Origin of the sequence: Paenibacillus lignilyticus (assembly GCF_017942085.1) — a bacterium.
Classification (GTDB): domain Bacteria; phylum Bacillota; class Bacilli; order Paenibacillales; family Paenibacillaceae; genus Paenibacillus_Z; species Paenibacillus_Z lignilyticus.
Genome location: NZ_JAGKSP010000002.1, coordinates 623787 through 638018 on the forward strand (window position 1 = coordinate 623787; position 14232 = coordinate 638018).

Consider the following 14232-nt stretch of genomic DNA (forward strand, 5'->3'; position numbering starts at 1 on the left):
GGTTCAAGCCCTCCATATAGTCTCGAAATTATCCTTTCAAAGAACCGATCGTTAAACCTTGCACGAAATACTTCTGGAAGAAGGGGAATACGAGCATCATTGGGCCTGCCGCAACGACAACCATCGCCATACGGACAGACATCGTCGGAAATTTGGATGTATCTAAGCTCGGCAATCCGAAGCGATCCAAATTCGCTGTAATGATCTCAATGCTGTTCATCATGCGAACAAGCAGTAGCTGAAGCGGTACGAGATTCTGATTATCAATGAAAAGCAGTGCATTGAACCATTCATTCCAGTATCCAAAAGCAATCAGAAGTCCCATCGTCGCAAGCGCAGGCGTAGACAGCGGTATAATGATCGTAAAGAATATCCGCCACTCTCCCGCGCCGTCCATCTTGGCCGATTCGATAATTTCCATCGGTATCTTGGAGAGAAAGCCTTTTAATACCAGCGCATTCCAAGCATTGAACAAGCCTGGCACGATCAAGATCCAAATAGTGTCCTTCAGGTGCAAATACTGGGTCATGAGGATATACCATGGAATTAAGCCCCCGCCAAACAGCATCGTGAAGAACACATAGAAGGAAGTCACATTTCGAAGCTTATAATCACTGCGCGAGATCGTATAAGCCAACATGGTTGTAATCAGCAGGCTGAATACAGTACCGACAATCGTAATAAAGATCGTTACGCCGTAGGCTCGGATCACCACCTCCGGAATGTCGAAAATATACTTGTACGCTTGCATGCTGAACGTTTCCGGAATAAAAGCATACCCGTTTTTCTTAATCGAAGCCTCGCTGGAGAACGACACGGCGATGACAAGAAGGAACGGTATTATCATGAGGGTACTGAGTCCTATGAAAAACAAGTTCACGATACGCGGCATAAGCTGTTTCTGTGTCACACCTTTATCCTCCTAAAACAATGAATTATCTTTATTGATTCGTCTGACGATCCAATTGGCGAGCACAACAAGGATGAAGCCAACAACCGATTGGTATACGCCGGCCGCGGAAGACATTCCGATATCCCCCAGCGAGCGAAGTGCCCGAACCACATACGTATCGATAATATCCGTCGTCGGAAGCGCGAATTTCGAATCATTCGGAATGAAATAATGAAGTCCGAAATCGCCTCTGAACATATTGCCGATCGAAAGAATGAGCAGAATCGTAATCAGAGAACTAAGCATCGGCAGCGTGATTTTAACCGCCATCTGTGTTCGGGAAGCCCCGTCAATCCTCGCCGCTTCGTAATACTCCGGATTGATGCCAACAATTCCCGCATAGTAGATCAGCGTCCCGAACCCGATTCCTTTCCACAGATTGGCCAAGTTCAGAATATAGGGCCAAGGCGCCGATTCAAAATACCATTTGTGCGGCCTCCAACCGATCGATTCCAGCATTTGATTGAGAAACCCCGCATTGTGGTCCAGAAACGCGATGACCAAGTAACCGGCAACCACCCAAGAAACGAAATGCGGCAGAAAGATAATCGTCTGATGGACCTTAATCCACTTCTTCGTTAATTCGTTCATGAAGATCGCGAGCAGCAATGCCGTGAATGTGCCGATCAGCATGTAACCGCTTGAGTACAAGATGGTATTGCGAGTGATCCGCCATGCCGTATCGGAGGCAAACAGAAATTCGAAGTTTTTGAACCCGATCCATTCGCTGCCTAGGATGCCTTTATCGAACCTGTAATTTTTGAAGGCAATAATGATTCCGAACATCGGGATATACGCGAAAATGAACAAGAACAGGACGCCCGGCAGTGACAATGTAAAGAGCTCGAAGTTCTGCACGAGCTGTCTCCAGAGCGATTTGTTCTTCACCAGTAACCTTGATCTGTTCCTTTCAAGATGGATTTCCGTACCTGCAGCCTGTTTCATATTTGTCTCCTCTGCTCTCCTATCACAAGCGAATTTGATGGTTGCGATTGTTTCCCTTTACGCTCTCATCTTTGCAAAAATCGATCCTCTGCGTATAGTCACAAAAGTGGTTTTTAGTCGTCGTTCACAGTCTCAAAAGCAGTTAAAAGTAAAAAACCACCCAAACTGCTGCTATGCAGTGGGTGGTTCCGTTTTACGCACGATTTAATTGTCCATGATCGATTTACTTATGCGATATTCCTTAGGTGTCGTTCCGAATTTGTTCTTGAATAAGCGGAAGAAAATGCTTCTGTTGCCGAATCCGACCTTATCGATAATGTCATTGATATTGTACTTATTTTCTTCCAAGTATTGAACGGCGTAACGCAGCCTGATTTCATTAATGAACTCCGCAACCGACTGACCGTGCCACTTCTTAAACAACTTGCCGATATAGGTCGGCGACATTCTCATCGCATCCGCGATTTCCTGAAGACTCAGATTCACATCCGTATACTTGGTCTCGATAATTTCCTTAATGGCATCCATCAATACCTCATTGCGTCCGTCGGCTTCTTGATGATTCAGCCTGTCGGATAGCTCCTCATAAATCGCTTGAAATACGAGTTTGCTCTCTTCCATTGTCTCCGACTCTAAGATCTTACGATTCGTATCGCTTAAATCGATGGAAACCGGATGAATCCGATTATGGTTAATCTCTTTGATTGCGACCTTCATCAATAATAGAACGTGCATGATCATGTATTCGATATAATCGTAATGCAGGGAAGAAATATGCTTAAACGTGCGGTCCAGCGTCTTTCCAAATAACTCCGATTGATTTAACTTGATCGATTCAATCAGCTTCTTCTCAAGCTCGACCGGAAGATTCGCTTCATGATTCCTCTGATTCACGCTAATCATGCCGGGGACAATAACAGCTCCGGGGCCGAAAATGTACTTATATTGAAAATCGTGCAGGGCTTCATTGTAATAATGGGACAGCTTCTCCAAATTGTCCACCGCCTCGCTGAACGCAGCCGAGAACGTGACATGATACATTCGGAGTACGACCTCCTGTACATGCTGGAGTTCTGCTATAAGCTCTCGGTACATTTCATCGCCCGCGTACTCGATGCTAATGAGCATCGCCAGATGATCCTGCTTCATCTCAACGGTTTCACAGCGGTATTTGCGCGCGACGATTTCTTGCGCGATGTTGGAGATCGCGAAATAAACGAGCTTCTTCTCCCTTATCGGTATGAACGTTTGCGATTTATCGATCTTAATGATACAGAGCAAATATGCGCCGGTTAAACCTATGTTCAGCTCATTCTCCCGGATATACTCTTGAATTTGAATGTCCGAAATCGTCTGGCTGTCGTGAATCAATTTACGCAGATAAAATTGCCGAGCTATATTGTGCATCGAAATCTGATCCTTCTCTGCCTTGCTGACCTGAGCAAGCGCGCGATGGTACTCACTTGAAATATAAGCCAGTTCGTCGCCTTTTTGCCCCTGCTCCTGATCTACGGCACGTAAAGGTTTAACGTGATTAAGCAAATTGCCTACCGGCCGGTAAAGCCGGTGAGAGATCCAGAGTGCAAAAAGGATCGATATAAATAAGAATCCGCTTGTCACGAGAATCAATAACGTTTTTAGCCGTTCGACTTTTCCCATCAGCATCTCCAGCGGTACGACACTGATGATTTTCCAGCCGTTCTCATGAATATTCATATAACTGATCATTTTCTCTTTGCTGCCCGACCCAAAACGGTAATAACCGCTTTCTCCCTCTGTGGCAGGTAATTGAGTAATGATTTGCTGAATTTCAGGCGCTGAGATTGCTGCATCCTTGTGCGGGGTAATGGAATGGCCTAACTCATCGACGATGAATATATTTTCATTCAATTGTCCCGCCAACCGGTTAATGATTTGAATATTTTCAAACAACCATTGTGTTTTCACATTTATGAAGAGTGCGCTCTTTCCCTTCTTATACGGGAAAGCATCATAGTTAACGATGGAGAAGACATCTTCTTTCAGCGAAAACAGCCTCATCTTCGGGACTTCATGCTGCCCGTTCAGAAGTTCCTTTAATTTGGCATATCGGATGTCCGCGGAATTCTGCAATTCCGCATTTCCTCCCCATATGAATTTATCCATCTGCCCGTTGTAAACAATGATGGAATCAATGAACGGAGTATAATCCGCAAACTTATCGATTTTCATTCTACGCGTCAATAAGTCTACCTGATCCGGCTTACTGGCCGTCATCAATGGAATGACATCGTTATCAAAATAAAGGGAAGTCGCTATATTTCGGACCACTTCGTTCATGTAGTCGATATTGTATTGAATTTGAGATAAAACCTTGGTATTGGATTCGTTCTGGATCCCTATAATTATATTTTGTGCATATTGAAACACGATATAAGAGAATATCGAAACGAGAATGATGATCAAAGAAGTAACCGAAAGAATTATTCGTTGCAAATACTTCTTCGAGCGGTAGAAATTAAGGAATCTCATGGGGAGCTTATTCCTTTCATGTTAACGATATGAATGTCTGATTAGGATACGAAGTAAATTACGCTTAATTATATAATACAAAGATATCTGTAAAAACAAAGTCCTATTTCCGGCTATTTGTAACAATACTCGCGTTTTCCCTAAGCTCAATTGTCCTGAAAGAAGGGCTCCTTCAATAGTCCCTCGTTTAGTAAATCAGATTAAATTGATACGGTTACGGTTGCAGCTCGTTTCAATGACTACTCGTATGTAGAAATGTCATTTAAATGATGAAAATCAAATAATAACGCCTCACTCATGTATGAGTGAGGCGTTATTTTCAAATTCATTTATATTGTAGATGGTTGTATAAGCTTAGAATACAAAGCACCCTTTTTTTCTAAGCTATCGATCCATAATTCAACAAGATTTTGCCCGCCAATTAACTCAATATTTAACCCCTTGGCGTAATCAACTGCGTTTTGAGTAAAACTGCTTGTTGTCACAACATATCCGCCGGCTGCCTTTTGCTTAATCATCTGTGAATGGATAATGGCAATTGGCTCAAAGCCAACTGGATAGTTATAACAGAGACCAATAAATAAAGTTTTTCACACATCATCATTAGTACTAACCATTTTAATAAATGACAATCTCAAAGAGGCTAGTTGTTCAATTACTACTAAAACAATCCCTAAGCATGCACTTACATATCCACTTATTCTAAATCTCTTTTTTGCAGCTCTTGATGGTTTTTTTGGAGATACGTATGTCGCTGAGGACCTGTACATTATCTCAGATTTTATTATTGAGAGTATTCCTGGGACTATTAGTATTACTGCGATTACCGTAGCAAGAATAATGCGGTCGCCCATGTCGATAAAGCCCCCCTTGTCTCTCCTTATCAGCTATGAATTAAGATATTCGCGAAATGATTGAACTATCTTCTTTGTGTCCTTTATTGGGAAACAATACAATTTCTTGTCTTTTGGAAAGACAAGAAATTGTATCCATAAAATAAAAAAACCGCGTAAAACGCGGATTCTAATGCATATATGTTCTTGTCCTCTTACACTTGAAACTGAATGTTCTTGTCACCCGACAAAAAAAGCCGCGGTAATCGCGGCTTAGCACTTTCTCCTTCTATGCCTTCCACCAGTTGAGAAGATAGGGAACCTTGCAATCTCCGTCGTACGGATAATTTCACAATTTTCATTGCCGGAATTCGGGTTTGGCAGACAAACACCAAGTCCGCTCACGACAAGTGTGACGAAGTTAGGGCGTGCCTCCTCCAGAGAGAAAATTAAATAATCGGTGATATGCAGCTTGCCGTAACGAACGTCGCCATAGATGGCCCACCTTGGATTTCTCGGGTCTAGGGCACGTGCTGCTATTGTTGTATTATTTAATCTTAAACTGAGCTCAGCTACGAATGTACCTGGATTGAAGTCATAATCTACGTACAAATTGAGACCATGGTTATCAATCAACTCATTCGTTCCACAATAGTGTCCTACTGGACATCCCGTACAGACTAAGGAAGGCACGCTTAGCATTCCTCTCCCGATTCTGGCGCTTCGCATCGAGCCCGTGTTCGTTAATTTTCTTTCACCTTTCGTGCTGTACCCTAGTCCTCGGTTAGATCCATTGCAGATAATGGCTGGAACGCTTAGCGTCCCGTTTCCGATTCTCGCACGAACCATGGTTCCACGTCTGGTTGCTCTCTTTCCGCGATATCTAGGCAGCTTCCGACAAGCTTGACATGAACAGGACATAACCGCCAACTCCTTCTGTGGCTACTCGTTTCCATTCAATTAATGCCGAAAACATGAATTTGGCAAGGTATAAAGGTGGAACTATGATAGCTGGTACAGCAGTTTCGTGTCTCGATAACCGCTGTCCTCTAACATTAGGATATATAGTATCGACAACCAGAAATAAAGCGGTTCCCATAAATAAAGCTTGGGTTGCCTCGCTCACTTCTTGCTATGACTTCTTCGACTTGCTGTCCTCCACGACGCTGTTAATCGTGCTATCCAATTGCTCTGAGATAATGTTCTTGTCACCCGACAACCATGCTCCGCTTTAAGCTTCGCTTCGCCCGAGATCGGAATCGTGACGATTTTATGACTATGCATAAAAGAAACCAACTCCATTCCTGGGGTTGGTTTATCCATGTAAGAAATGTTCTATTTGCCACCGACGCTTCGAATTTCGAGGACATTAGTCACTTGATTAAACCTCAGAGCGTATCTATCGCCGGTTCTAAAGCCAAATAAGGCAGCTGTTTGAGAACTGGTTTCAAATCCCGCACCTTCAACTTCACTAGAGATTAATTGTAATCTCAGCTTTTTTATTTTACCTGCCCTAGTGACGGTGAGTAACGTATTATCGGCCGGTAAGTTTAGCTCGGCGAACGTGTCGAAAGTGACGAACAACGCCGCTTCTTTGTGTTTCTGAACTAACGTGCCCGTTAGCGTAATGACAAGGTCTAAGCTTCACGCGCACCGATTGAGTACCGATGCGCGTTGGCTGCTTAGCTTTTTTCAGCTGTCTACTTGACAGGGGTCATCGACGACAGGCGCGGCGAAATCCATTATGAGGATCGGCTCCTCGAGCTGTCGCCTACGGAATACGAGCTGCTCAAGTACCTCTACATGAACAGCCGCATCCGCTTTGAATGCTGTCCGTTCTGCAGTCTGAAGCAATCCTCGTGAGGTTAACCGTTTATCCCATGTCGCCGTAAAGGTCGCCAGGCTTGAGCCCTTGTCATCAATCGTATTGACTTTAACGATGCGGAGCTCTTCCTTTCCTTCGACGGGAACGGTATCGACGGCGATCATCACTTCGATCTGACGGCCTCCGCGGCCATCCGAACTATAGAACAAATCCCCGATGGAGCTGGCTGAGGCTGTTTTCTTGCCGTCTTTCCAAATATCGATATCCAACCGTGCATAGGGCTTATTTCCTTCATAGCGTAATTTAAAAGCAGCATGTTTCAATCCATAGACTCATAGACGATTTTATTTTCCTAAATGTTACAGTAATTCCAGCGTTATCGCGAACGTATTTTCAATTTTCAGGGGTCCTCATTTGACGGAACCGTTACATAGAAAAAAGGAAGCGCATCTGCGCTTCCTTCTCTCCTTGCCAAGCTGCTTATTCGGTTAACCCTAAATCCAAGCTCGCATTCAGCGCACGCAGGATGAGGACAACAGCCTCTTCGCGCGTTGCATTCGCATTCGGTGCAAAGGTATGTTCCCCTCTGCCTTTCACGACGCCTGCTTCAGTCAATGCATCAATCGCTTTAGCTGCCCAATGATTATTCAAATCGGTAAACGTGCTGGTATGAGTGGCTTTGCCAAAGTCGATGACCTTAGCAAGAATCGTTATCATTTCTGCACGGGTAATCTGCTGGTTCAGCTTAAAGGTGCCGTCGCCGTAGCCCTTAATGAAGCCCAAGGCTTCCAGTGCGCTGATCGCGCCATGTGCCCAGTGGTCGTCTTTCACATCTGTGAACGAGACCTTAGCCGATCCAGTCAGGCCAAACGCATTCGCAAGCATCGAAGCAAATTCGGCGCGCGTCACGTTCTTCTTCGGCAGGAACGAGCCGTCCGCGTAACCTTGGACAAACCCGGCTTTCGAAGCCAATTCGATGGACGAAGCGCTCCAAGAAGTAGACGGAACGTCGCTGAACGTAACGGACGTCGCATCGGCCTTTGCTTTGCCGATCCGATCTTTCACCGCCGCACCATCCACGGAAGCGTTCAATACAGGGGTTTCTGGCGTCGGCGTGACCGGTGTCGGATCCGTAACCGGATCCGTTACTGGAGGCGACGGAGGCGTTACAATCGGGCCCGAACCGCCCGTATTAGCTTGCGTAACCGTAATCGTCAGGTATTCATTGAAACCCCAATAGTAAACGCGCAGCTTCGCCGTACCCGGCTTAACGGCGGTTACGAGACCATCGTTGCTGACGGTAACCACGTCCGGATTTTTCGATTCGAACATCGCGAGATCCGTCACAACAGGTTCGCTTAGATCGCTCATCGTTGCCGTTGCCTTCAACTGTTGCGTTCCGCCGACCGTCATCGAATTCAAGTCAGGCGTAATTGTCAAGCCTGTAGCCACCGGCGTCGCATCCGAATACGTCGCGATTACCGGTATTCTGACTCCGATACCCTTGTATTGGCCAACGACGTTGGTTCCGCCTTTACGGTTCGTCCGCGTAATTTTGCCGTCCTCCGTAAGATCGGCAATCGTCGGCTCGCCGCTGAACCACGTCAGATCCGCATTGTTCAGTGTCTGAACGGTCGCGTCACTATAGATGGCTTTGACCACCGGAACAACCGGCTGATCGTCGGCATCATCGAACACGTAATACGTTGGATCTGCGACAAGCGTCATGATTTTCGGCTTGATCGGGTTCTTCGTCACCGTCACGTCGAATGCGATCGTATGGCCGAAGTACTCCCCAGTCACCCGCGTCGTGCCCTCTTTCGTCCCAGCGACAAAACGAACATAAGGCTGCTCGTTGTAAACGGCGACGAGATCAGGATCATCGATCTGCCAATCGACGAACCCGGATAGAGGGTCGGTATACGATTGCCCGTCTTTATCCGTATACGTTTCATTCAAGCCGACGAGCGAGGAACCTTGCGGATGAACGTCGACAGAATAGACGCCAGCCGCTTCGTCCGCATCGGCTGCGATGCCTTCCAGGTCGACAACCTCGAAGTGAAGCGTACGCTTATAGGTCACGCCGTAACGCTCGTACGTGAACACAGCATCCGTCTCCCCGGTTCCTACGGCCTCAAAGCCGTTGTCCGTGTTGACGTTCACGACGCCCGGCTGCGAGAATGTCCACGCTCCGTCTTCCACCGGGTAGGTATCACCCGTCGTATCCAAAGCGAATGGCTTCAACTCGTATGGCGATTGTCCGTTGTACAATCTGAAGGACGCGCCGTCAAAGTTCCACGAATAGTCGGAAGTCCGGAAGCCGATGTCGAGCACGTCGGGCTGATCCGGCTGCTCGCTAACGGACACGTTCACGATCGTCGGCGTAAAATCGCCGTATCCGACGGTAAGTGTCGTTCTGCCAAACTTCTGATAGCCCGGATCTGGATTAACGTCACCCGTCGATTTTCCGAGGATGCTGACTGCGCCGTTATCCTTCACCACGTCGGCAATTTCGGTATCATAGACCGACCATGCTGCTTGGTCACTCACGTCCTCCGTCGTGCCGTCACTCTTGACAGCGAGCAGCTGGACGGGGAATTTAGCCCCTTTCTGCACCAAAATCTTTGTGGTCGACAGAAGCAGCGCGTCAACCGTCGGTTCCGCTGCCGCGCCTTCGTCTGCCACTCTGACGTTGGAGGAGTAGTCGCCTTCCTTAACGGTGACGCGAACTGCAATGACTGCGCCGTCCAGTACCAGATGCACGCGGGTAGAGCCCGGAGCCACCGGCGTCAAGACGCCGTCCTTAACCGTAACCACGCCGGCATCCTGCGTCGACCACTTGCCTTGCGCGGTTACGTCCGCACTCGTGCCGTCACTGTAGTCAGCCTGCACGGTAACCGGGCGAGGGCCAGCCGTAACATCCAGCGTTATTTTCGGATCACTTACAGTAATACCGGTAATCTGCTTCGGTGTCTCTGCAACCGGCGGCAATCCCTCGGAAGCAGCAACCTCAATCGTGACCGATTGCTTCTGTCCGCCGTACGACACCTCGATAGCTGCCGTTCCTTTACCGACAGCTGTGATCTCTCCCTTGCGGTTAACGGAGACCACCTGCAGGTTGGCCGAGCGATAGACAGCTGCCTGTGTTTTATTCAGCGTCTCGCCGCCGGACATGACCGCTTCGACTGACAACGCTTCATGCTTGCCGAGCTGCAAGTTCAGCGAATCTGGCGTAACGGAAAGGGAGACCGCCGTCTTCGGATCTGCTTGCTTCACGATAACAGGTATAATGGCAACTTCATTATTGTAGATCGCGCCGAGAACGGCCGAGCCGACGGATTCAGCAACGATCGTACCGTTGTCGCTGTGGTACGCTACCGATGCATCGGAAGCGAGCCAATCGCTGTCGGCGATTTTTGACGTGACGTCTTCAACTGTGCCGTCATTGTAAATGGCTTTGATGATCGGCGGCTGAACAGGTTTGCCATCCTTAATTTCCACGAAGGTCGGCTCAGCTACCAAATTCAGCACCTTGTTTGCAGCAGCGGCCTTCGTCACCGTCACGTTGAACGTGAACGGTTCGAGCGCTAAATAATGGCCTGTAATGGTCGTCGTGCCTTCCTTGCCGCCTGCAAAGATACGGCCGGAGTCGTTGATGGACACGATGGATTTATCCGCGACAGTCCATTCGATATCGCCCGTGACGTCATCTTCGTTATAGTTTTGGCCAGTCCGAGGATCCTCGGAGTAAACGCCCATGATCGTAATTTCCTGATAGCTCCGCGGCGGGAGTGAAATAGGCGTGTCCAGCTCCAGCTGCGCCATCATGTCCGGCGTATAGCGCTCCAGCTTGAACGGTCCGCCGACGAACACCTGCACGGCATTGACAAGCAGGCCGTCGTCATAGCCTTCTTCGCCTTCCGTGCCGGACGGCGCCGTATACTTATATTCGAAGTAAATATAGGCCATGCCTTTGCCGACCGGCGTAATGACGCCGTTCTGGTCGACAGTGGCTATGGATTCATTAGACGAATACCATTTGCCAAGATTCGTCACCTCGTAAAGATCCTGATCGGGATATTCCAGGTCCGCATAGATTTTATGTGGCGCGTCGGTCTCCATGATCTTCAGTACGCTTTCCGACATCATAAGACCGAACAACTGAAACGGAATCGGATCCTTCTGAACGGTGACCGCGATCGACAGTGTCGGCATGCTGCCGTATTTTACACGGATGAACGTCGAAGCCCCGCCCTTGATGCCCTTGATCATGCCGTGCGAAACGGTCGCAACCGCGGCATCGTCCGTGCTCCAGACGGCATCGGCCGTAATATCCCGCGTCGACCCGTCCGTGAACGTCCCATGCAGATGAAGCGGATAGTTCGTATCCGCCTCGACGAACACGTTCAGCGTGGACAGCAGGTATGTGACAAGCGTCGGCTCCGAAGGCTCTGCCGCTTCCGGCGCTCCGGCGCCTGCGGTGATCGTAACAGGAACGTTGACGACGGCGTCGCCGAGATTGAGGCGCACTTCCGTCGTTCCGGCCGCTTTGGCCGTAATGACGCCCCGGTCGACGACGGCGACGGCTGGATTCATGGACATCCAAGCGCCTTGCGTCGTCACGTCTTTCGCCGAACCGTCCTTATACTTCGCTTCGACCGTCACCGGATGGCTTCCCTCCGACAAGGCGAAGGCAACCTTCGACTCGCTTGGCGTCAGCGTGTCGAACTGCGCGGACGCGGCATCCTGAACGGCCGGTTGTTCATGCGCGGTTCCCGGCTCGACGCCGATACTCGTGCTTGGCGAGGCAAAAGCCATGCTGCCGAACAACGAACCAATGAGTACTGTTAATACGAGCGATAATGATAGAGCTTGTCTGACAACCTTCCGATGATGCATGACTTTCCTCCTAAATCAATTTTATATGTAACCCTTTTCAAAGAAAGGTTCATATACAACTAAAAAGTTGTTATTCTATCTATTAGTAGATAGATTTATTAAATGAAACAAGACATAAAACTTAATTTTCTGATATATTGTCAGGTACATAATACTCGAACATTTTCCATTTATCAATCATTTCTTTGCTAAAACTTATCATTTAACTGCCATAGAACTAGTTTTTACGCTCCTTTTAGGTATTTCGATGCAATGTTGTGTAATAATTTATCACATATTGACGTTAGGTTATTTACCTGCGCCGATAAACAGAAAAGAGGCAAAGGGGAATCCCCTTGCCTCTTACGTATTACTTTCCAGCTCTAAATAATGTTCTTGTCAACCGACATGACTTCACCACTTGGCAAGAACGTGCGTTCGATCCTCTGTGATGAAAAGCGGCTTCTTAAGCCATGTGCCTAGACTAGACGGGCGCACGGTTCAATGCGCGTTGCGCACGCAACGGAAGCCCATGTTGCCGGCCGTGCTGTCCGGCGTGTTAGAGCTTCTTGCCGCAACCCTGTACCGGTTGCAGTAGGAGCGATGACAAAGGTAGGAGCCGCCTTTCATTACTTTGCTAATCCCTTTGGAAGGTCCTCGCGGGTTGACGCAGCTTTCCCCCGACGCGTTGCCATTGACGTGAGAGCTGCCGAACCATTCCGAGCAAAACTCCCATACGATGAGTTTGGTCATGAATAATCCGGAATTTCAAGCGATGCACGCACATAATGTGCAGGTGAAGAAGATGAAGAAAATGAGGTCCATTATGAAACTGTTTGGTAAATTAGCACGCATACTCGTTGGCATGGCTCGCAGCCGTGAAGCGTACAATCCTCAAAAAAACGATGCCACTACAGCTAGCTGCTTAAGCACATCCAACCGTTTCGTCGTACGAATTTTGGCTTATTCGCGGGATTTCAAAAGAAAGCACGGAGTACCGGATGCAGTTGAACCAAAGGGCACCGACCCGTACCGTTAGCAAGACCGGCCTCCACCCCTTGGAAAGGCGTAACGAAGGAATGAGAGGGCATAGACCCGTTGAGACATGGGAGTGAAAACCTCCAGGGGCGGCGTGGAGAATGCGTGCAGTATATGGAAGGATATGGGGTTGCAATCTCCCCCCTTTATTTCCTCACGCCTTCATGTTGTCCGGCTCTACTACAAGGTCCCTCTTAACCCGGCCTCCGACTGTTCTTCCGAAACCGCTTCTTTCGCATTTAGTCTACTGATAAATGCTCCAAAATTCATCCACATGAACGATAATGTTTGGATTTCAGGATTTGAAGTGACCACTTTGCCTTGTGAATTTCATTTTCTGAAATAGATGTGAAACGTAAAAAGGACAGTTTTTCTACTGCCCTGGACAATACTTCTGATTTATTGTGTCAAAACCTATAAAATGCGCGTAAACATGCACGGTTTGACGGGGATTCCGGGGGACTAATCCCCCGTCTTACCCTACTCGAATTAAGGCGGATGCAGGTGCCGGCAATTCCGTCACACATCGGTCTGGCACACGATAAACTCGTTGCCGTCGGTATCGCCGAAAACGAAGCAGCGGACGCCCATCCGGGTTTCCATGCCGCGGGCGACGGTCGCTCCCTTGGCTTGCACATGAGCCAGAGCCGCATCCAGGTCAAAGGTCTCGATAATGCCGACAGGCTTGCCGGATTCGCAAAGCCGCTTGTCGTCGAAGAGCAGGTGCGCGCCCTTCTCTAGCCGGATGCAGTGGAGCTCGGGGAATCTGGAATCCGGCTCAGCGCTTCGCGCGAAAAATGTTTCGTACCATTCCACGGTTTCATTCAACGTATCGGTATGGATCAGCACATGACCGATCTTCGACAGAAGCGCATGCGCCGGCTTCGATTTGGCCGATTCCGTCAGCCGGTGCGCCTGGCAAATGAGTTTCGAATTGACGGTAAAGACGGAGATATACTCGTCGCTGAACACGTCGGTCAATGTGTCGTACCGCTGACCGGCGCAGAAATCGTAAGCGGAGGCGATATCCTTCGTATCGAACATGATGGTGGACGGAGACCCCCAGGCATTGCTGTCGAGGATGACCTCCGTACCGTCGAAGTCGAAGATGTATATGCCGTCTTCATGTTCTCTCGGGATAATATGCCGTTCAAGCAAATTGGCGTACCATTCGGTTGCCAGCTTCAGATCGCGAACCGGCACGAACACGGACGGCACGCGAGGCGAGATCGGGTGAGACATGTTGAACT

The 14232-nt window shown here is 48.4% G+C and carries 7 protein-coding genes and 3 pseudogenes; 2 read left to right on the forward strand and 8 right to left on the reverse strand.

What is annotated here, in order from left to right; all coding sequences use genetic code 11:
• Positions 1-28: 28 nt before the first annotated feature.
• From I8J30_RS07800 to I8J30_RS07820, 5 genes are all read right to left on the reverse strand, one after another.
• A complete protein-coding gene (locus I8J30_RS07800) occupies positions 29-892 on the reverse strand; it encodes a carbohydrate ABC transporter permease (protein ID WP_240547974.1) in 864 nt (287 codons plus the stop codon).
• 30 nt (positions 893-922) lie between these two features.
• Entirely contained in the window at positions 923-1897 is a 975-nt protein-coding gene (locus I8J30_RS07805) for an ABC transporter permease (RefSeq protein WP_210656934.1), read from the reverse strand.
• Between the two features lie 204 nt (positions 1898-2101).
• A complete protein-coding gene (locus I8J30_RS07810) occupies positions 2102-4408 on the reverse strand; it encodes a helix-turn-helix domain-containing protein (protein ID WP_210656936.1) in 2307 nt (768 codons plus the stop codon).
• 329 nt (positions 4409-4737) lie between these two features.
• Positions 4738-4986, reverse strand: coding sequence for a restriction endonuclease (locus tag I8J30_RS07815; protein ID WP_210657567.1), 249 nt, complete (start codon positions 4984-4986; stop codon positions 4738-4740).
• Between the two features lie 12 nt (positions 4987-4998).
• Positions 4999-5262 carry a DUF6199 family natural product biosynthesis protein gene (locus I8J30_RS07820; protein ID WP_210656939.1) on the reverse strand — a complete coding sequence of 88 codons (264 nt, stop codon included), beginning with the start codon at positions 5260-5262 and terminating at the stop codon, positions 4999-5001.
• Between the two features lie 1695 nt (positions 5263-6957).
• Between I8J30_RS07820 and I8J30_RS32900 the strand changes: the two are divergent.
• A pseudogene (locus tag I8J30_RS32900) lies at positions 6958-7059 on the forward strand (DNA-binding response regulator); the annotation flags it as partial.
• 487 nt (positions 7060-7546) lie between these two features.
• On the opposite strand, the gene I8J30_RS07830 reads toward I8J30_RS32900, so the two are convergent.
• On the reverse strand, positions 7547-11965 hold the full coding sequence (locus tag I8J30_RS07830) for an S-layer homology domain-containing protein (protein WP_210656943.1): 4419 nt from the start codon (positions 11963-11965) through the stop codon (positions 7547-7549).
• Between the two features lie 480 nt (positions 11966-12445).
• Positions 12446-12706 (reverse strand): annotated as a pseudogene (locus I8J30_RS07835) (formylglycine-generating enzyme family protein); the annotation flags it as partial.
• On the opposite strand from I8J30_RS07835, the pseudogene I8J30_RS34390 reads away from it, so the two are divergent.
• A pseudogene (locus tag I8J30_RS34390) lies at positions 12681-12845 on the forward strand (IS110 family RNA-guided transposase); the annotation flags it as partial. The pseudogenes I8J30_RS07835 and I8J30_RS34390 sit on opposite strands and share 26 nt — an antisense overlap.
• Positions 12846-13501: 656 nt before the next feature.
• Here I8J30_RS34390 and I8J30_RS07845 read toward each other — a convergent pair.
• The gene (locus I8J30_RS07845) at positions 13502-14224 is read right to left on the reverse strand and encodes a VOC family protein (protein WP_210656948.1); all 723 of its coding nucleotides are present in this window, start codon (positions 14222-14224) and stop codon (positions 13502-13504) included.
• Positions 14225-14232: the final 8 nt, after the last annotated feature.

Excerpts from the sequence above, each read along its gene's own strand:
- I8J30_RS07800 (WP_240547974.1), bottom strand. The coding sequence starts at position 892 with ATGCCGCGTATCGTGAACTTGTTTTTCATAGGACTCAGTACCCTCATG.
- I8J30_RS07805 (WP_210656934.1), bottom strand. The coding sequence starts at position 1,897 with ATGAAACAGGCTGCAGGTACGGAAATCCATCTTGAAAGGAACAGATCA.
- I8J30_RS07810 (WP_210656936.1), bottom strand. The coding sequence starts at position 4,408 with ATGAGATTCCTTAATTTCTACCGCTCGAAGAAGTATTTGCAACGAATA.
- I8J30_RS07820 (WP_210656939.1), bottom strand. The coding sequence starts at position 5,262 with ATGGGCGACCGCATTATTCTTGCTACGGTAATCGCAGTAATACTAATA.
- I8J30_RS07830 (WP_210656943.1), bottom strand. The coding sequence starts at position 11,965 with ATGCATCATCGGAAGGTTGTCAGACAAGCTCTATCATTATCGCTCGTA.
- I8J30_RS07845 (WP_210656948.1), bottom strand. The coding sequence starts at position 14,224 with ATGTCTCACCCGATCTCGCCTCGCGTGCCGTCCGTGTTCGTGCCGGTT.